General features: G+C 47.3%; 17 protein-coding genes and 1 pseudogene. 9 read left to right on the top strand and 9 right to left on the bottom strand.

Features of this window, described 5'->3' with window-relative positions:
- Nucleotides 1-21: 21 nt before the first annotated feature.
- Nucleotides 22-1,326, bottom strand: a complete 1,305-nt coding sequence (locus ACO0KV_RS05495) for a nitrate/sulfonate/bicarbonate ABC transporter ATP-binding protein (RefSeq protein ID WP_423040690.1) — start codon at nucleotides 1,324-1,326, stop codon at nucleotides 22-24.
- 27 nt (nucleotides 1,327-1,353) lie between these two features.
- Nucleotides 1,354-3,090 carry an ABC transporter permease gene (locus ACO0KV_RS05500; RefSeq protein WP_423040692.1) on the bottom strand — a complete coding sequence of 579 codons (1,737 nt, stop codon included), beginning with the start codon at nucleotides 3,088-3,090 and terminating at the stop codon, nucleotides 1,354-1,356.
- 329 nt (nucleotides 3,091-3,419) lie between these two features.
- On the opposite strand from ACO0KV_RS05500, the gene ACO0KV_RS05505 reads away from it, so the two are divergent.
- The 5 genes and pseudogenes from ACO0KV_RS05505 to ACO0KV_RS05525 all read left to right on the top strand — a co-directional run bounded on the left by ACO0KV_RS05505 (nucleotide 3,420) and on the right by ACO0KV_RS05525 (nucleotide 7,145).
- Complete coding sequence (locus tag ACO0KV_RS05505) at nucleotides 3,420-4,016, top strand: RNA polymerase sigma factor (protein WP_423040694.1); 597 nt, start codon at nucleotides 3,420-3,422, stop codon at nucleotides 4,014-4,016.
- A 10-nt stretch (nucleotides 4,017-4,026) separates the two neighbouring features.
- The gene (locus tag ACO0KV_RS05510; protein WP_423040696.1) at nucleotides 4,027-4,338 is read left to right on the top strand and encodes a hypothetical protein; all 312 of its coding nucleotides are present in this window, start codon (nucleotides 4,027-4,029) and stop codon (nucleotides 4,336-4,338) included.
- Between the two features lie 32 nt (nucleotides 4,339-4,370).
- Nucleotides 4,371-4,499: pseudogene (locus ACO0KV_RS05515) on the top strand (4Fe-4S ferredoxin); the annotation flags it as partial.
- A complete protein-coding gene (locus ACO0KV_RS05520; protein WP_423040698.1) occupies nucleotides 4,496-5,776 on the top strand; it encodes an MFS transporter in 1,281 nt (426 codons plus the stop codon). The pseudogene ACO0KV_RS05515 and the gene ACO0KV_RS05520, both read left to right, overlap by 4 nt.
- 52 nt (nucleotides 5,777-5,828) lie before the next feature.
- Complete coding sequence (locus ACO0KV_RS05525; RefSeq protein WP_423040700.1) at nucleotides 5,829-7,145, top strand: Nramp family divalent metal transporter; 1,317 nt, start codon at nucleotides 5,829-5,831, stop codon at nucleotides 7,143-7,145.
- Between the two features lie 108 nt (nucleotides 7,146-7,253).
- On the opposite strand, the gene ACO0KV_RS05530 is transcribed toward ACO0KV_RS05525, so the two are convergent.
- The 3 genes from ACO0KV_RS05530 to ACO0KV_RS05540 all read right to left on the bottom strand — a co-directional run bounded on the left by ACO0KV_RS05530 (nucleotide 7,254) and on the right by ACO0KV_RS05540 (nucleotide 10,655).
- Nucleotides 7,254-7,931 carry a hypothetical protein gene (locus ACO0KV_RS05530; protein WP_423040702.1) on the bottom strand — a complete coding sequence of 226 codons (678 nt, stop codon included), beginning with the start codon at nucleotides 7,929-7,931 and terminating at the stop codon, nucleotides 7,254-7,256.
- Entirely contained in the window at nucleotides 7,931-10,084 is a 2,154-nt protein-coding gene (locus tag ACO0KV_RS05535; RefSeq protein ID WP_423040704.1) for an alkaline phosphatase family protein, read from the bottom strand. The genes ACO0KV_RS05530 and ACO0KV_RS05535 overlap by 1 nt, the downstream gene beginning before the upstream one ends.
- 187 nt (nucleotides 10,085-10,271) lie before the next feature.
- Complete coding sequence (locus ACO0KV_RS05540) at nucleotides 10,272-10,655, bottom strand: thiol-disulfide oxidoreductase DCC family protein (protein WP_423040706.1); 384 nt, start codon at nucleotides 10,653-10,655, stop codon at nucleotides 10,272-10,274.
- 505 nt (nucleotides 10,656-11,160) lie between these two features.
- On the opposite strand from ACO0KV_RS05540, the gene ACO0KV_RS05545 reads away from it, so the two are divergent.
- Nucleotides 11,161-12,480, top strand: coding sequence for a M48 family metalloprotease (locus tag ACO0KV_RS05545; protein ID WP_423040708.1), 1,320 nt, complete (start codon nucleotides 11,161-11,163; stop codon nucleotides 12,478-12,480).
- 215 nt (nucleotides 12,481-12,695) lie between these two features.
- Here ACO0KV_RS05545 and ACO0KV_RS05550 read toward each other — a convergent pair whose 3' ends face one another.
- On the bottom strand, nucleotides 12,696-12,863 hold the full coding sequence (locus ACO0KV_RS05550) for a hypothetical protein (RefSeq protein WP_423040710.1): 168 nt from the start codon (nucleotides 12,861-12,863) through the stop codon (nucleotides 12,696-12,698).
- Nucleotides 12,864-13,152: 289 nt separating this feature from the next.
- Between ACO0KV_RS05550 and ACO0KV_RS05555 the strand changes: the two genes are divergently transcribed.
- From ACO0KV_RS05555 to ACO0KV_RS05565, 3 genes are all read left to right on the top strand, one after another.
- Nucleotides 13,153-13,479 carry a hypothetical protein gene (locus tag ACO0KV_RS05555; RefSeq protein WP_423040712.1) on the top strand — a complete coding sequence of 109 codons (327 nt, stop codon included), beginning with the start codon at nucleotides 13,153-13,155 and terminating at the stop codon, nucleotides 13,477-13,479.
- Nucleotides 13,476-13,859, top strand: coding sequence for a hypothetical protein (locus tag ACO0KV_RS05560; protein ID WP_423040714.1), 384 nt, complete (start codon nucleotides 13,476-13,478; stop codon nucleotides 13,857-13,859). The genes ACO0KV_RS05555 and ACO0KV_RS05560 overlap by 4 nt, the downstream gene beginning before the upstream one ends.
- A gap of 215 nt (nucleotides 13,860-14,074) precedes the next feature.
- Nucleotides 14,075-14,521 carry a hypothetical protein gene (locus ACO0KV_RS05565; RefSeq protein WP_423040716.1) on the top strand — a complete coding sequence of 149 codons (447 nt, stop codon included), beginning with the start codon at nucleotides 14,075-14,077 and terminating at the stop codon, nucleotides 14,519-14,521.
- Between the two features lie 57 nt (nucleotides 14,522-14,578).
- Here the strand turns inward: ACO0KV_RS05565 and ACO0KV_RS05570 are convergent, their stop codons facing one another.
- From ACO0KV_RS05570 to ACO0KV_RS05580, 3 genes are read right to left on the bottom strand one after another with little or no spacing between them, the layout of a single operon-like run.
- Nucleotides 14,579-15,904 carry a caspase family protein gene (locus ACO0KV_RS05570; RefSeq protein WP_423040718.1) on the bottom strand — a complete coding sequence of 442 codons (1,326 nt, stop codon included), beginning with the start codon at nucleotides 15,902-15,904 and terminating at the stop codon, nucleotides 14,579-14,581.
- Complete coding sequence (locus ACO0KV_RS05575; protein WP_423040720.1) at nucleotides 15,889-16,551, bottom strand: hypothetical protein; 663 nt, start codon at nucleotides 16,549-16,551, stop codon at nucleotides 15,889-15,891. Before ACO0KV_RS05575 ends, ACO0KV_RS05570 begins: the two co-directional genes overlap by 16 nt.
- Nucleotides 16,548-17,297 carry an RNA polymerase sigma factor gene (locus tag ACO0KV_RS05580; RefSeq protein ID WP_423040722.1) on the bottom strand — a complete coding sequence of 250 codons (750 nt, stop codon included), beginning with the start codon at nucleotides 17,295-17,297 and terminating at the stop codon, nucleotides 16,548-16,550. The genes ACO0KV_RS05575 and ACO0KV_RS05580 overlap by 4 nt, the downstream gene beginning before the upstream one ends.
- Nucleotides 17,298-17,680: the final 383 nt, after the last annotated feature.

The raw sequence follows: 17,680 nt of genomic DNA on the forward strand, positions 1-17,680 counted from the left end.
TTTTTATGTTTGTTCAGCAGATTATGTTGCAGCATTAATGGAAAATTTGAGTGTTTTTGCGTCGTACTCAAATAACTCAGCATAACGCCCCCAGTCAGTCACGATGCGCAGCGTGCGGTTTGCATCCGCTGTATTGAGGTGATCCTCCAGTTCTGACATGAACCGGAGTCTTGGTGCCTGATGTTCACCCCTTTCATCTAAGACATGTCGTATATGTGCCGCCAGCGGAATGAATTGTAGCAAGTGCTTTCGGAACAGTTGCTTGCGTTCATCGATCCCCGCTTGCGCAAAAATCTTTCCTGCCGCTGTGAGTCGTATTGTTCCTGCTTTGAGTTCAGCAAACTCGAGTTGATGCAGCGCTTCTGCCACGGGAAGTAAGACGTCAACCCCAAGCACAAATGGTCTCGCCAGTTTGGCTAGTTCCGCCTGAGCGTTAAAATAAGTCGAACCCAGCGTCTCAATCAGACCGCAAATCCGGATACTTGAGGCAATCGGTAGTAGTTGCGAGAAACTGGCTTGAACCGCATGTTGTGCATCAATCGATTCAATCGCCCTTGAAGTCAGGATGGAATAGACCTGATCGACAATGTCATGAAAATCAGCGGCTAAGCGATTACGGGGCTGTGGCAAAGGAACCTGAATTTCTGCTGCTATGCGACCAGGATTCGATGCCAGAATCAGAATCCGGTCACACATCAGTACGGCTTCTTCAATATTATGGGTCACCATCAATATCGATTTCATCGGCAATTGATGGTCATGCCACAGATCAAGTAAGTCACTGCGCAGAATTTCCGATGTCAGTACATCCAATGCAGAGAAGGGTTCATCCATGAGTAAAATCGTCGGTTGCACGACCAGTGCCCGCGCAAACCCCACACGCTGGCGCATACCGCCTGAGAGTTCTCGTGGATAGGCTGATTCAAAGCCATCGAGACCGATCAGATCAATGGCGGCCAGTGCACGCTGGCGTGTCACCTCAGCGGGCAAGCCCAAGGCATCCAACCCTGCTTCAACGTTCTCCAGGACGGTCAGCCAAGGGAATAAAGCGAAGGTTTGAAACACGACGGAGATGCCTTCTGCGGGGCCAACTAACTCTGTACCGTTATACAATACCTGACCTGTACTTGGTTGGATGAGCCCAGCTGCAATGCGCAATATGGTCGATTTTCCTGATCCGGATCGCCCTAGTAGCCCCAGAATTTCGCCAGAGCGGGCGGTGATATTAATGTCAGCCAGTACAGGTAAATTACCGCCTTCAGGCTTAGAAAACGTTTTGCCGATATGCTGTAATGCAACGATGGCGTCGTTATTTGTCTGCTCCATGAGATCAGTTGCCTTTTTAGGAAATAATTAATCAAGTCGGGTCCGACGTTCTGCAAAGGCATACAGCGGTCGCCACAACAAGCGATTCATGGCAATCACACAGACCGACATAAAGGTGATGCCCAAGGCGATTTGTGGGAAATTACCTGCATCCGTCATCGTTGCGATATAGGCGCCGAGTCCGCCCCCATTTAATCGAGTTGGTCCCCAGCTGACGACTTCCGAGACGATACTGGCGTTCCAGGCACCGCCTGAAGCGGTAATGGCACCTGTGACGTAATACGGAAGGATACCGGGCAGCATGACATCTCTCCACCAGCGCCACCCTTTAATCCGGAAACTTCGGGCGGATTCAAGCAAGTCACTCGGGAACGCTGTGACGCCAGCAATAACATTAAATAAGATATACCACTGCGTACCAAGGATCATCAATGGTGTCAGCCAGATGCGTGGATTGGCATTGAAACGAACAATCAGAAAAACCGCCATCGGAAACATCAAATTCGCAGGAAACGCCGCCAGAAATTGCGCAAACGGCTGGACGACCTGCGCCCATCGCGGACGTAGACCGACGACAACACCGATTGGTACCCAGATCAGGCTGGCCAGAATAATGAGCACAATCACCCGCAAAAAGGTTAATAAGCCTGCCTGCATCACGATTTTTACATCGATGATTGATACCTCATGGTTTAAAAAATGTCCTAGTGTCCAGAGGCAGAACCCCAACCCCATAACGACGATCATCAGCCATACGCGGTCAGCGATCTTAGAAGCAAGTGGCGAGAATGTTATCCCCGGAATGGGTGCCAGCCATGTCATGCGTGCGCGTCCAATTTGTTGCATCGTGCGGCTGATCATCCTACCGACAGGATACAAAAAATGGGCACGTCGCAGCGATGAGATGAGCCAGCTTTGTGAACTGACCTCAGCGGCAGTTTGTTCAAACCTGAATTTTTCAGCCCAGGCAACCAACGGTCGGAAGAGTAATTGATCATAAGCGACGATCGTGATCGTCATCGCAATAATAGCCCATACAATCGCGCTCAAATTGCGCTGCGCAATCGCCGTTGCGACATAAGAGCCAATCCCTGGCAGACTGATCTGTAAGGCACCAACCGTAATTGCTTCAGAGGCGACAACAAAAAACCAGCCGCCGGACATCGACATCATCATGTTCCAGATCAGACCTGGCATCGCAAAAGGTACCTCAAGCCGCCAGAAGCGCTGCCAACCAGAAAATCGGAAACTACGACTTGCTTCATCGAGATCCGCCGGCACCATACGCAAGGATTCATAAAAGCTGAATGCCATATTCCATGCCTGACTCGTAAAAATAGCAAAGATGGCCGCCAGTTCGGGACCCAGCGCATTATGAGGAAACAGCGAGATAAAAAAAACGGTCGTGAACGACAAATAGCCTAGAACAGGAACGGATTGCAAGACGTCCAGTAACGGAATGAGGACCATTTCTGCCCGTTTACTCTTGGCAGCAAGCGTGGCATAGATAAAAGTAAAGACTAAAGAGGCCACCATAGCGGCGAGCATACGCATGACAGTCCGTAAGGCATAATTTGGTAGAGCGGCAATCGACAGCGATATCTCTGGTTGGTGAGTGACGGTAAACGGCATGAGCATTTGCCGTGCGCCACCACCAAGCAGGAGGATGACGGTCAGTACTAGAACGATGGCAAACAAATCACGCCAGCCAGGAATGCGTTGTTTCCAGCCATTTCTCAGCAATAACGTGAGATTTTGATCCATGCGGTCTTTCTCTGAAGTCTGTTGAACAGCGAATAATGCGTTTTAATTTGAATCCCCGCTGCTAACGATGAATGGTTTTTTACCTATTGTCTGTGCTCTGACAAACGCTTCTCATCGGTTGTGGGAGGTTGGCGTGTGGGTTGCCAGTGTCTTCGACAAAGAGCATAGTCTTTGCGGATGGCAAGTTGATGACATCAATCATGAGTCTTGATGTGGCGCAAGTATTGATGCAGACATCTGTCTCCTCCACAGTCTTACGACAAGGTCTCAAATAAAAAAATATTTTTTTCTACGTACAATATTTTTGTTTTTCAAACGTCTTCTTAGGTATGACCTCTCAGAAAAAGCCGACCATACCTCATCACCAACACAGTGCCCATCGTGCGGTGACTGAGGCAGTCCTGCATTTTCGTCAAACCTTAGGCGGTTTTATCTCGCGTCGGGTCGGTGATCCGACGGAGGCCGAGGATATATTGCAGGACGTCTTTTACGAACTCGTTGAGGTCTATCAGTTTGGTGAAACGGTCGAACAAGTCAGTGCCTGGTTGTATCAGGTAGCACGGTTCCGGATTATTGACCGCTTTCGTAAAAAGAAAGAGCTGTCACTTCATGTTCAGGTTGATGAAGCGGATGCGTCTGAAGCCGATGAGGATTACCGCCTCGACCTCATGCTGCCATCGCCATATGAAGGACCTGATGCGGCATTGGCAAGGAAATTATTACTCAAAGAATTGCAACTCGCTATCGATGACTTGCCTGAGAGTCAGCGCGAGGTATTTATTGCGCACGAGTTAGAGGGGCAAAGCTTTAAAGAGATGGCATTACAAACAGGTATTGCAATCAATACCTTACTGGCCCGCAAACGGTATGCAGTATTAGCGCTGCGTCAGCGTTTGCAGGTAATTTACGAAGAATTGGACAACTGAGGAAAACAACATGAAATACACATGGATACGATGGTTTAAGGGGGTAGCGCTGGTTGTCGTGGCGTTGGTGGCTGCGGTAGTCATGTGGTTATGGAACTGGGTCATGCCAGCATTGTTTCAGAGCGTGCAGGTGATTGATTACTGGCACGCACTGGGTCTACTAGTGTTGTGCCGGATTCTATTTGGCGGATTCCGAGGGCATGGTGGCTGGCATGGAGAGCGTCACTGGCAGAAATGGCAGAAATTACAGGACATGACGCCAGAAGAGCGTGAGCAGTTCTTCCAGCAGCGTCGTCGTCCATTCGGCTCGCGGGAGAGATAAGCATGGCAGAGCATTTATCCTCCAATTGACAAAAACTCAAGCGCCGTGTGCACGGGATGCGAGTCGCAGATACAATTCATGTAGATGCCTATCGTGCCTGCGGTCTGTACGTCACTGCCTGCCCGGAATGTGCGATTACTCTTAGAAGAAATAACGAATGACAACTAATTCAACAACTACATCGCCTGCAGCATCAGAAGCCACAGCAACCGTATTTTCTGCGTATCAAAAAATGGTCGTCGGCATGCTGGCATTTTTACAGTTTGCGGTGATTCTTGATTTCATGCTGATGTCGCCGCTGGGGGCGACGATTATGCCGTCGTTGGCGATTAGCGCTAAACAGTTTGGTCTCGTCGTTTCTGCGTATGCGTTTAGTGCAGGTTTATCTGGCTTACTGACTGCCGGTTTTGCTGATCGTTACGATAGAAAAAAATTACTCTTGTTTTTCTACACTGGGTTCATTCTCGGTACCGTCTGGTGCGGACTGGCGCAAACCTATGAGGTGCTGCTAGTGGCGCGGATTGTCACTGGTTTGTTTGGCGGGGTGATTGGTTCCATTGTATTAGCCATTGCCACCGATCTGTTTGCACCGCAAATGCGTGGTCGAGTGATGGGGATGATACAAACAGCGTTTGCTGCCAGTCAGGTGCTAGGGATTCCGTTTGGCTTGTATTTATCTAATCGCTGGGACTGGCATGTGCCGTTTTTTGCGATGGCATTTATAGGTTTCATTGGTGGTCTGTTTGTGCTGTGGAAAATGAAACCTGTCGCGGCGCATCTGGCGATTCCGCAAGAGCATAGCCCTTGGAAGCATTTGTTCCATACCGTGACGGAACCACGTTATTTACTGGCTTTTGCTGCGGTGTCATTTTTGCAGACCGGTGGCTTTATGCTGATGCCATTTAGCAGTACTTTTGTGGTGAATAATCTGGGTATTAGTATTCACCAATTACCTACCCTGTACATGATCACCGGTGTATGTACGATCTTTTTTGGACCGATGATTGGTAAAATTTCTGATGGGGTGGGTAAATTTAAAGTCTTCATTTTCGGCACACTGATGTCGATGCTGATGGTTGTGATTTATACCCACATGGAATCTGTACCATTTCCGTTACTGGTTGTTGTGAATGTACTGTTGTTCGTGGGAATCTTCTCGCGTATGATTCCATTTCAGGCAATGATGGCATCCGTTCCGACACCAGTACAGCGTGGTTCTTTCAGTGCTATCAGCGCGTCGATTCAGCAGTTGTCGGGCGGTGTCGCCTCGGTGATAGCAGGGCATCTCGTCAGCTTTGATGCGTCCGGAAAACTCCAGCATTACGATACGCTGGGTTATGTTGTGATCGGCACATCAATTATCGCTTTTTGTATCCTGTGGCGCTTACAGCATGTGAATGGTCGTACAGCTGTGTTGAGTAGCTCTCGTTTGACATGACCTGGTATGACGTCAAGGATCCATAGCACGTATTATCGGAAAAGGATCGTTAGTGTTTAAGTTGCCCACCGTTGCCACAGCACCCTTCTGCCCATCCGAAGTGACGGGGACTATCACCGTTGTCGCCACTGATCCGGTCTGGAAGAAAATTCTTCGTTTTGCTGGACCGGGCTTGTTAATCTCGATTGGATACATGGACCCGGGGAATTGGGCGACAGCGATTTCTGCTGGTTCTTCGTTTGGTTATGCATTGTTGTTTGTCGTTGTCTTATCCAGTCTGGCAGCGATGTTATTGCAAAGTATCAGTCTCCGATTAGGTATCGTCACTGGCAAAGATCTTGCTAAACTCTGTAGTGAACAGTACAAACGCCCGACTGCCATGGTGATGTGGGTATGTGCAGAACTATCTATAATCGCTTGTGATATCGCTGAAGTGCTTGGATGTGCGCTTGCGTTTAAGTTGATTCTGGGTGTCTCGTTACCTGTGGCGATCGGTATCACCGCTCTCGATACTATTTTTGTGTTGGGCTTAAAAGGAGCAGGATTTCGTAAGGTAGAGGCGATCATTCTGGGACTGATAGCTACCATCAGTATTTGTCTGCTGGTTGAATTGGTTCTTTTGCGTCCGTGTTGGGAATGTGCAGCGCAAGGCGTGCTTCCTTCTCTGCAAGCGCTACAGAATGCCGATGGTTTGTATCTCGCAATCGGTATCCTTGGCGCCACTGTCATGCCACACAATCTCTACTTGCATTCTTCCGTGGTACAGACCAGAAAAATCGGGCCTAGCGTTGCCAGTCGTCGCGAAGCAATCCGCTTTGCCAATCTTGATTCCATCATTTCTTTATTTTTTGCATTGCTCATTAATGCCGCCATTCTGATATTGGCAGCAGCAGCTTTTCATGGAAAATCGGTAGTGATGGAATTAGATGATGCTTACCATCTGCTTGATCCAGTCACAGGAAGTGCGTTCGCTGGATTGATTTTCGGCATCGGCTTGCTGGCTTCGGGTCAGAGTTCAACCTTTACGGGTACCATCGCAGGACAAGTGATTCTGGACGGCTTTTTGCAAATGAAAATTCCGTGCTGGCAGCGGCGCATTGTGACGCGGGGACTCGCTTTAATTCCCGCTTTGATCGGGGTCACAATAGGGGGTGAACATTCGGTTGGTCGACTTTTAATTCTGAGTCAGGTGGTGCTGAGTTTGCAATTACCGTTCGTGATGTACCCCATGATTAAGATGGCAGGGAATGCAAAATTGATGGGGCAATTCAAGAGTTCATTGCTGGTGCAAGTGACAGCATGGATTTTATTCATACTGATCTCAGGCGCGAATGCCTGGTTGGTATTGCATACGTTTGATATGATTTAATTGCTCCGACTGGTCATTGAAACAGTGGTGAGTGAGATATAAAAAAACCGACGTTTCGTAGCGCCGGTTTTTTTATGCTCAATAACGAACTACTGACCAGCTTGTGAGTTAGTCTTTTTCGATATCTTGGTTAGCATCATTGTGGATGTAACCTTCGTCCCGAATTACATACGTATTTGCAGGGATTGCCTTTTGATCTAATGCCGTGATCCGCCATGCTACTTGTGTGTCGGACGTCATGATCAACATCGGTACACGATAACGTTGACTCCAGCAAATGTGGGTCGTATGGTCAGCCTGCGTCAAGTCGTACCATTTGCAAGCATCCAATGCCGCCGGTGCGCTGGCTGGTGCGGTGGCTATCGTCAGGCGATAGTCACCCTTAGGATGTTTTAACCCATGCGCGAGATCAAACCAGTCGGTAAAATTGCCAATCCGGTACAGGTTGGTGCGGTCAATTCTGGTGTGAATATGCTTCTTCAAATCCAAAATAGACATACTGTATTCAGCATCACCTGGCTTACGACTGGCGTAAATTTCAACACGATCATCTGTACGACGTTTTAAACGGCGTTCGCCATCGCGCCATACTTCGAGCTGATGATCTTCGCCTTTAGCCGTGAACGTCGCTTGATAATGCAAGCGTTTGCCTTCGTTTTTATCACTAAAAACTTGGTTGAAGCTGAGAGTGTCTGCGTGGGCATTCAGAGGAAAAAAGCCCGCGATAGAGCATATCGCGAGCAGTGATCTGAATCCCATCGCGTTACGAGGGATAGAAAATATCATTATTGCCGAATTGCCTTTGCGTAATCAAAGTAACGATAAGTCTTGCCATCAACGGTGAGATCTTTGACACCGAGGTTGATGTTGTAGCTACCAGAGGTCAGCGTTGTATCAGCGGTTGCACCTGTTGGATCTGTCGGCAACTCAAAACGCAGACCTGTCGCTGGACTTGTTGGCGTGACCGTGCTCGCAACAACAGCAGCTGTTGATTTGCTCGCTGGCGTTACCAACGCTTCATTCAAGACGCGACCATCAGCCTGTGGCATGGATAAGCCCAACAAGTAAGCAACGGTTGGAGCGACGTCAACGTTACCTGAAGGATTAGCAACCGTTGTTGTACTGAAAGAAGGACCAGATGCGATCAGTGTATTGTGAACGTCACTCACACCAAAGCTGCCGTGCATGCCATGTTGACCCGCGCTGAAACTTTCAAATTCAATCCCCGGCATACCTTGGATAGATACGGCGCTGTCCCAGCTAAAGCTGACAACGACGTCTGGCTGTCCATTGTTCTGACGGCTGGCGTTTTCCAGATTCACTTGTGCCATCGTCAATGTGCCCGGAATGTTGCCATAACGACTGTCAACAAAAATGGCGCCGTATTCTTGACGTTGCTGCAAAAATTTCACCAGATTTTTGACTGTTGTTGCGTCGTGACCAGGAACGTAGAAGTAATCTGAACCACCATTGGCTGCGACGACAATGCCGTTTGCTGGTAAAGAACCCGGAGCAGGTACTGCAAAGGCCGCAACAGGATTAGCCAGCGTAGCGCTGATCGCTTGATATTTCGTATTAGCTGCACCACAAAGCGCACCCGTCGTATCGAGTTTCACTGGTAAGGTTGGCACACCTGTCGCACTCAAACCGTACATTGGCGATACGGCACATTTTGTACCATCATAGGCGTTGAACCCACGGTAGGTCAGCAAATCGGCAGAGCGGACATCACCAGAGAATGAATAGCCACCAGCCGTCGTGACAGCACCGATACTAGCGGTATTGGTGCCATTGGTTGAACCATTGACTAAGCCACCGTTTGGCAGTGTTGTCGACGCATTAATGTTACGCAATGGGTAAAGATTCAATGGGCCAGAAACGCTGGAATGACCATGATCTGAGACGACAACAATATTTGTTGAACTATCCATACCATTGCTGCGCAATGCGGTAATCAACTCACCCAGACGTGTATCTTGTGAACGCAGACCCGCTTTAGCGTTCGCCGATCCAGGGCCATAACCATGTTCGACGTTGTCTGGTGTGCGGAACCAGATCAATGACAGCATCGGTTTTTTTGTTGGCAAAATATACGATGTAAAGACAGACATCATGTATTTGTTCGCCGCATCTTCCGGTGCACCTTGTGTGGTGTCACTTGGATCACGAGAAGCAATTGCTAATGCGCCGTTTGGATCAAATGCAGTCGTATTGAACGTAATGTAACCAGCACGCGCTGTTGGATTGCCGTTGGTCGATGCGAGTGTGACGGCATCTGTACCTGAATACGCATTGGTCACATTTTTTGGTAACGCATAGCCTGCAGTTTGCAGTTCAGTAACGAGGCTGCGCGGAGAGACGGTATTTTCATCGATGAAATAGCCACCTTTACCCAAATCCTGGATGTAAGCAGCACCACTTTTACCTACTGTTGCCGTGACCAGACCGCCAGATTGTGCTGTCGCGAACAGACTCTTCACGAGTAACAACTGACCGCTGTAGTAGTTATTGAGCGTTGTCAGCACTTGGTAGTCTTCTGTGAAGACGGGATCAACGTAATCTTGCGCGGTACCACCTGCACTATTGCCAGCTGGAATCGTGTTACCCGTTCCTTGTGGCGGCGTCCAGAATGTATTGCCGTAAAAGCCACTGGTCTTAGGGAAAGAACCCGTCGCAAACGACGAACCGTTCATCATCGTGAAGGTTGGATACGTTGAATGGTTGTCAGTGAAATTGGCACCAGATTGACGCAAAGCATATAAGTTTGGCGTGTCTGTTGCATTGATCGAGTCTGGTCGTAAGCCATCCCATACCATAATGATGGTGCGGGTTGCAGCGATGGGTGCTGGCGCTGCTGGATTGCCTGATGATGAACTACCGCAACCGACCAGTATCAAACTGGCAGTTAGCGTAGCAATCATAGTTAAAGGATATTTCATGTAAGTGTGCTCCTGGCATTGAAGGGAAAACAGTCATTACTAACGATGCTGGTTTTAACCCTGCGATGCTATTGGAGTAAAGTTACATAGGCGTGACAATCCACCCATTCGATGGACGATATTATCGGAAATATTTCTTATGCCTTATCGGCAGACGAATGAGGTTTTTAGAAAAATAGGACATGTTTTAAGCTTTACGCCATAGCGGACGTAGGCGCAAAAACAGGTTGTACGCGAGATCAAGTAGACCAATCGCAATGCGGTTCGAGAGTAACGGCGTCACCCAAGACAGGGCAGGTAAGTGCTTCCACATTTCGACAAACGCCGCTGCACCATGGACCAGTTTTCCTTGTGCATCGCGCACGTGTAGGCGAGCAAGTGCTGATTGTCGATTGAGTTCGTCGCCTAGTTCCTGATCCTGACAGACACTTGCATCAACCCACTGGATGTGATCTCCCCCTTTTAATTTTTGGTACGTACTGATTTCTTTGGAGCAGATGGGGCATGCACCGTCAAAGTAGACAGTGCAGCTGGTCGATGTGGTTTTGGATCCGGATTCAAGCGTACTCATGTTGATGCCTATGCAGATAGCAAACGACGGAGGCAAACCGGGATAGGGTTGCACTCTGGGGTACATGACCCCGAGCCACATTATGCCACTAATAGCATTTATTTTTTTCTGCCGACAGTTCCCGCAAATGAGCTAAAAACGCAGTGTCAGCGAATCATGATGTTTTCTTTGCTATGCCTTTGCTATGCCTTTGCTATTACTTAGCATTTTATTTTAATGACCAGAATAAGAATATATTGCTAAGCGCAAATTTCGGTAACGCTATCAGTACTATCAGTATTTACTTGTGCAGATTTTCAATGCCATGTTTAGGTGTCATACGATATGAGGGAATAGACTCTAAATATATTAATTTATTGCAATTTAAGAAGCCTTGACTTATCGTTTTCACATTTTATTGAAAAGTAAAAAAACTCTGGTCTCATAGCATGGCTCATGTCGCCAGCGATATCCGCAGTTCTTGCAGGTTGAATAACAACGCACCAAACCATGAATGGAGACTCAATTGAGTAAAAAACTCATCTGGATAGTGATCACGCTATCCTTCATTTTTTCTATACTGATCGCCTTTACCGCACCTGTATCGCAAGGTGCGACCTCGCGTGCGACAGCACAGATTGCGCCAGTCGATGACGCATGGCGCGCAGCGTTACCGCGCGATCCCGAGGCTGCAACCACGGCCTATATGGCACGGATATCGCCAGCGGCCAAAGCGAGATCTGATGCTTATTTTGAAGGTGGATATTGGTTGCAACTGGTCGACCTAATCGTCGGGATTGCTGCCGCAGTGATCCTCTTGCGTAGCAAAGTGCTGGTCGGTTTTCGTGATTGGCTTGCCGCAAAATTACGCGTTCAGTGGCTCATTGATACGGCGACAGCAATCGTTTATAGCTGTTTAATTTCACTGATCACTTTTCCGCTGATGGTCTATGAAGGCTACTATCGCGAACATTTTTATGGACTGTCTAACTTAAATGCAGTCGATTGGTTCATGGAGAATATGTTGATGCTTAGCATATCGACCATAGGGATGGGCATTGCGATCGGTATGTTGTACATCGCCCTCAGACGTACCCGTAGCAGCTGGTGGATTTGGGGCGCTGGCATCGCCATCTCGCTGATTGGCGTCCTGATGCTCTTATCGCCCACGTATATCGATCCCTTATTCAATACCTATAAGCCCATTGCCGATGCGCGCATCAAAGATCCCGTCATGGCAATGATGCGTGCCAATGGCGTACCCATTGATAACTTGTATCAGTTCGATGCCTCCAAGCAGAGTAACCGCGTCAGTGCGAATGTCTCTGGTATTTTTGGATCTGCAGCCGTCCGCATGAATGACAATTTACTCAAGAGCAGCACCATCAGCGAAATCAAGGCTGTTTTAGGACATGAGCTGGGCCACTATACGATGAACCATATCTATAAAGGCTGGATGGAAATTGGCATCGTGCTGGTCATTGGTTTTGCCTTTGTGAAGTGGGCATTGGATTGGTCAATCGAAAAATGGGGTAGCGCTTTGGGCATTAAGGATTATGCCGATATCGCTGGATTACCATTGTTTATCGTTTGGTTTTCGGTGTTTATGTTTATCGCCACGCCGATCAATAATACGTTGATCCGTACACAGGAAGTAGAAGCAGATATATTCGGTCTCAACGCTTCTGCCGAGCCTTTAGGGTTTGCTGAAGCGATGCTGAAATTGACGCAATACCGCAAATCAAACCCTGGTGATGTCGAGGAATTGATGTTCTTCGATCATCCAAGTCCAAGAAAGCGTATTTACAGTGCAATGCGTTGGCGTGCTGAGCAACAGAAGCCTTGATTTCAAGCAGTTGATCTTAAGTTGATCTTTGCCTATCAGTCCAAAGACAGGGAGTTCACCGTCGGACAATGACTGATAGGGATCCCCAGGTGCATCACCGACATCTGTCGTTATCCGATGAAGTAGATCTTCGCGAATACCGTCAGATAGCCAAGTTCTTCCATCGAACACGCGCTGTACTGCCTGGGGGATCGTTTTTGCCGTCCTTTGCTTCATCACCTAGCCACGCACGCTGGCACGAGGCCAGGCAAAGCCTCTGCGTTATCTGCAATGCGTAACGTGACTTTGCCATTAACGATCTCAAGACGCAGCCTAAACTTAGTTGCCTGAGCACGGCGGATGGCGTTACACAACGCGTCCTGTGTAATCTGGAATAACTTCATCGTGACGTCCTGATTGACACACATCTGAACACTACAAACACATGAGACTGATACGGAGATCGCTGATATGACGGTGATCGACTGCAAAAAAGATAAGTGTCAGCTTATGTTGAAATTGATTTCCGGTTTTGAAAAGAAATAACGAATAGGAGACTAGATATTAAAAATCTCGTTTCAATTGAATCAAAACAGATTTCTTTGCCCAGGATTTATTTGTCTGAATGCAGTCGCATGAATGGCCATACTGAAAGCCATGATAGCGAATTTTTACTCAAATTACTGACGACCTATGACAACGCTATTTCCTCTTGCTATTACCCTAGTGGCCCAAGTCTTCATTACGACCGCTGATGCACATATCAGACGGCAGCCAGCACCATTGCTTTCTAATCCGCTACGTGTTTGGTTGCCGATTTATCTGGTGTCACGGTTTTGTGGCTTGATGCTACGTTTGTTCGCGGTATTTGTCGTCCCCATCGCTGGCGCTTCATTAATGTTTTCCAGTTCGGCGATCTCTGTTTCCTCGTTTGTTGCGTGGCGACATGGCGAGGTGTTAAGTAGACGTGAATGGTTGGCTATCGTTTTTATTTTAATTGCTATTTTAATGAGGTCATGATGAAACTGACGTCAATGTTGAATTTCCATATCAAAAAATTTCCTATTTTATATATTGCAGTTGTGCAACTCGGATTCTCGGCATTGGATATTTATGCGCGTGGAAACTTGCGCGGTGCACCGACGTTTTTTGCCGGTATGAGCAAAGAGTGGCTGCTTATTTGGATTATTTTGCAGATGCTGATTGCACCTTTCCAAATTAAATTAATCGTACAAAATGGACTTGGGAAAGGTGTCGCTTTAATGAATGGCTTTTCTGTGCTGTTTGCACTGACTGGGGGCTATGTTTTTCTTAACGAGGCAATACAGTGGAATCACATCGTCTCTGTGCTTTGCGTTATTACGGCCGTCGTACTTTTTGCGTCGGCTAAGCGCCATTAATGACGGATCAACCTTGTTGAAATATTCACCTCGCGCCAGAAAATTGAAAATAGATTTCCGCTTTTACTCATTGCCAGCGAATAAGAACTAAGCGTTGTTGATAGACAGCGCGATCTATATCGGCAACCGTCATCGATAAGCACACTCGTTGCGTAAGATAGTGTGTCACGGTTGTCATCATATTTTTCTGGTACGCCAGACTCAGGGGTAACAAGATGAACACATTGCATCAACATTTATTGATGGCTGATACCAGCCAGACCGATCATTTATTAGACTATCTCAATAGCGAGGGTTTTCCAGCTTCAATCGACGCTGATGGCGACATTGTTTTTAAATCCGAAGGGCTAGATTATGCATTGTGCTTTGATCAGAAAGACAGTCATTTTTCTAAAGTGATTTTGCCTAACGTCTGGCAGATCAACGAACAACCAGAATTGAATCAGGCGCTCCTTCTTCTCGATAACATCAATCGTAAATTAAAGGTCGTCAAAGGATACACAACGAAAGACACGGTCTGGTTTACAGTGGAACTGTTTCATAGCGATGTATCGCAGTTGACGTTTTCTTTGAAACGAATTATCCGTTTGCTGGCGCATGCCGCCCTTATTTTTTCGAGGGAGATGGGAATCGATAAAGAGACATCGATCATGGCGCCCTAATCGATGTTATTTGTACCGTTATTTTTCGTAAAAATAGCCCGGTTTATCTTGGCTATTTTAGTGCAGCGTATTTTTCAACATCTCCGCCATCGTTGCTGCGTCCATCTGGCTAGACTCGCTCAGTAACTGAAACAAGTTCAGCTTTGCCGGTGTGTAATGCTGTGCGATCGCTGCCTCAAAATAGGTGCGCGCCTTGCTACTATTTTTGGGCACACCTTGTCCCAGGTAATACATTTCACCTAGTTCATTGAGCGCAAATGGCAAATGCTGATCGGCAGCCAGTAAGAGCCATTTTATTGCCTGTTGATTACTTCTGACTTGCTTCATACCGACGCCAAATCCTTGGCGATAGGCAAGACCAAGCACGGATTGTGCAACAACACTTCCGCCTCTGGCTTGCTGTGTCAGCTTTGGTAAATCATCTTGATTGAGTGAAGCGGCCTGACGATTGATATCGGCTGTGAGTTTCATTTGTTCATCGTTATTGAGCAATTCAAACCACTGACTGAGTGCTGGTTTTGCTTCATTCGCGGGTGTTGATGGTTGGCTACGAGTGAGGCTGGCATCTAGATGCTGTTCGGATTTGGCTGCGGTCAATTCAATGTGCTGATTCGGCGCAGGGACCAAAACAAAGTGTCCAACGAGTGATGTTGCCATCCAAGGGCGTTGTTCATCCTTGGTTGTGGCGCGGACATCCGTCATGACGTGTTTGATAGCATCTTCCAATATCATCCCTGGCTTTGTCATCCAATTGGCTAGCGCGAGTGCAAAGGGTCCGTTATGACCTTCTCCATCCAGAGCACGCTCTCCAGGTTGTGTTGCGTAGGCAATGAGCATACCGTTGGCTGGCTTCTCTGGAACAAATCCAGTAGGCGCAATGCCGCGATATGTTTTTTCAAAGCGCAAGGTTGAAGGATCATTCCTGCACGCATCCAGTAGAATGACTGATAAATGCGCACCACTCTCTTTGAGACGTTGTATCAGGTAATCCATAGGGATGGACTGCTGGGTGATGATATTGATCTCTTTTAACGATACACTGACTGGAATCAGGTAGTTACGCTCTTTGATTTCGACGCCATGGCCAGCATAGTAAAAAACACCAACCCCGCCTTTGTTGAGATGATCGGCAAGCCGCCCGATGGCTTCATACATGGTTTTACGATCGGTATTGAACAGAAGTTCCGTCGTATACCCTGCATCTTGAAGTTTAGCACCGAGCAAGCGTGCGTCGTTACCTGCATTACGTAACTTTAATGCGCCGTCATAGTTGGTATTGCCTATCACCAGTGCAAATTTCGGTGCAGTGCGGTAATCGATACTTGCCGCGAAAACTGGTCGCACCAAGCACAATGCGGCAAAAAAAATTAACGCGATCCGCATTGTGTATTGCCTTTGAGTATGTGCCCGTCAATCGCGAGTTTGCTCGCTTTGAGTGCAATCAATGCTTGCTCAGAAGTACCGCTTAATACGGCGAGGTTGACGCTACCTTGTTGATCTGGGCCGCAGACAATCGTCAAATTCAGATCGGGCAACACGCGTCGTAAATCATTCACAGTGACGGTATCAGAGAGAATCACTTGCAGTACTGGCGTGTTTGCGCTGGTAACCCCAGTCAGTCCGCGATAGTTACTGTTATGCATATTTTCCTGAGAAGCTTCGCGTAATTGATACGTTTGTACTCCTGTTGCGATGACTAAGGTTGCAACCGCGGTGAAAGCCCATCCAGATGGAACTGGATACTGCCAAAGATTGGCTAACCATGCACGAACAGTATCGGTCATGCTAGGATGAGGTGTTTCTAACGAACCGGCAATATCCTCAAAACGAAGCAACGGGGTTGTAGTCGCAAGCGCATCCGCATACGCATCGCGTGCTGCTGTGACTAAGCGTTGATCAGCCTCGAGTTCTGCTTGTAATTCAGGATGAGACTGCAACATGTGCTGCATCCACGCGGTTTCATTTGGGTCTAATTTTCCGCATGCATAAAAAAAGCAAAGAGAGCGGAAACGATGGAGATCGTCATTCATTTGTTGTTCCTGTCTTTGCTTCGGTCATTGTTCCATCCGAGCTTCTGGGAGATGCACGCCTGCATTTTTATTTTTGCATGCGTAACCCATTTTCTGACTTGCTCAAGATTGATATTGGCATGATGTCTAGATTGTGCAGCCAGAATTTCGGTCATGTCTGCATAACGCAGATCCTCATCCAGACAGAGTTCCATCGCTTGCCGATAGTTAGGGCCACCATCATTCGGCAGCAATTCTATGCACGCTTTAATTGCTAGTTGCAATTGTTTTTCGTAGACGATGTCATCGGTATGCATTAAGGGGCATACCAGATTGTCGAGGTCTTTGCCGAGGGCATCAAGATCGTCCTGCACGGAAATAACCTCACGCAGAGCTTTTACAGTGGGAGGTGAATAGTTTTCTTCGTCATCACTCGCATTGTCGGCCTCATTATTTTTCCGCGGATTGCTTTTTAATTGGGCACTATTTTTATTTTCTTTTTTCTCGTTTAGCTGTCGGTTTTCGACAAGCTGATAGTGCGCCCGTAAGGCGTCAATAGCGCAACGATAGGCAATGACTTTTGACCATGTTTTGACGGAAGCTTTTGTCGCATCATATTTGCCTGCTGAATTGATTATTTTTAGCCAAGTTTCTTGCAGAGCGACTGTTGCCAGCTCATCGTTATAGTTAACTGTCACTCTGACAAGACGATCGAGCTCCCCATTGAGATAGTTAAAAAACTGTTGATGGTCATTGCGCACTTCCATTGATTTGCCTTTTTTGGTGGCAAATTTTTTCAGCAATCGGGTGAGTTCGTCATTGGAGACGCGCGGATTGAACATGGGGGAAATAAGTTAGGTCGTGCACTGAGGAAATTCATCTAATGTAAAAAAGATTATAAGAGATTTGTTGGTACTTAGGCAAAACCAAGTGCACTGGTGGCGCTTCTTCTTTGCTGCTTACTTCTGACAACGGATGTCTTTTTCGTGTATTTCATTAAAAAAACAACAATTGGATTTATTTTAGGGCGTGTTGACATATAAAAAGCTGTTAACTTTTCCCGAAGTGTGTTTACATTCTAGATTTTAAAGAATGAAACGATGCTGCGACTGATGTTGAGAGATGATCAATGGGAACGAATTGCGCCTTT

This window comes from Undibacterium sp. RuRC25W (genome assembly GCF_049339825.1).
Taxonomy (GTDB): domain Bacteria; phylum Pseudomonadota; class Gammaproteobacteria; order Burkholderiales; family Burkholderiaceae_D; genus Undibacterium.

Bases quoted from the DNA above. Each gene is read 5' to 3' on its own strand.
- ACO0KV_RS05495 (WP_423040690.1), bottom strand. From the start codon at position 1,326: ATGGAGCAGACAAATAACGACGCCATCGTTGCATTACAGCATATCGGC.
- ACO0KV_RS05500 (WP_423040692.1), bottom strand. From the start codon at position 3,090: ATGGATCAAAATCTCACGTTATTGCTGAGAAATGGCTGGAAACAACGC.
- ACO0KV_RS05505 (WP_423040694.1), top strand. From the start codon at position 3,420: ATGACCTCTCAGAAAAAGCCGACCATACCTCATCACCAACACAGTGCC.
- ACO0KV_RS05510 (WP_423040696.1), top strand. From the start codon at position 4,027: ATGAAATACACATGGATACGATGGTTTAAGGGGGTAGCGCTGGTTGTC.
- ACO0KV_RS05520 (WP_423040698.1), top strand. From the start codon at position 4,496: ATGACAACTAATTCAACAACTACATCGCCTGCAGCATCAGAAGCCACA.
- ACO0KV_RS05530 (WP_423040702.1), bottom strand. From the start codon at position 7,931: ATGATATTTTCTATCCCTCGTAACGCGATGGGATTCAGATCACTGCTC.
- ACO0KV_RS05535 (WP_423040704.1), bottom strand. From the start codon at position 10,084: ATGAAATATCCTTTAACTATGATTGCTACGCTAACTGCCAGTTTGATA.
- ACO0KV_RS05540 (WP_423040706.1), bottom strand. From the start codon at position 10,655: ATGAGTACGCTTGAATCCGGATCCAAAACCACATCGACCAGCTGCACT.
- ACO0KV_RS05550 (WP_423040710.1), bottom strand. From the start codon at position 12,863: ATGAAGTTATTCCAGATTACACAGGACGCGTTGTGTAACGCCATCCGC.
- ACO0KV_RS05555 (WP_423040712.1), top strand. From the start codon at position 13,153: ATGACAACGCTATTTCCTCTTGCTATTACCCTAGTGGCCCAAGTCTTC.
- ACO0KV_RS05560 (WP_423040714.1), top strand. From the start codon at position 13,476: ATGATGAAACTGACGTCAATGTTGAATTTCCATATCAAAAAATTTCCT.
- ACO0KV_RS05565 (WP_423040716.1), top strand. From the start codon at position 14,075: ATGAACACATTGCATCAACATTTATTGATGGCTGATACCAGCCAGACC.
- ACO0KV_RS05570 (WP_423040718.1), bottom strand. From the start codon at position 15,904: ATGCGGATCGCGTTAATTTTTTTTGCCGCATTGTGCTTGGTGCGACCA.
- ACO0KV_RS05575 (WP_423040720.1), bottom strand. From the start codon at position 16,551: ATGAATGACGATCTCCATCGTTTCCGCTCTCTTTGCTTTTTTTATGCA.
- ACO0KV_RS05580 (WP_423040722.1), bottom strand. From the start codon at position 17,297: ATGGAAGTGCGCAATGACCATCAACAGTTTTTTAACTATCTCAATGGG.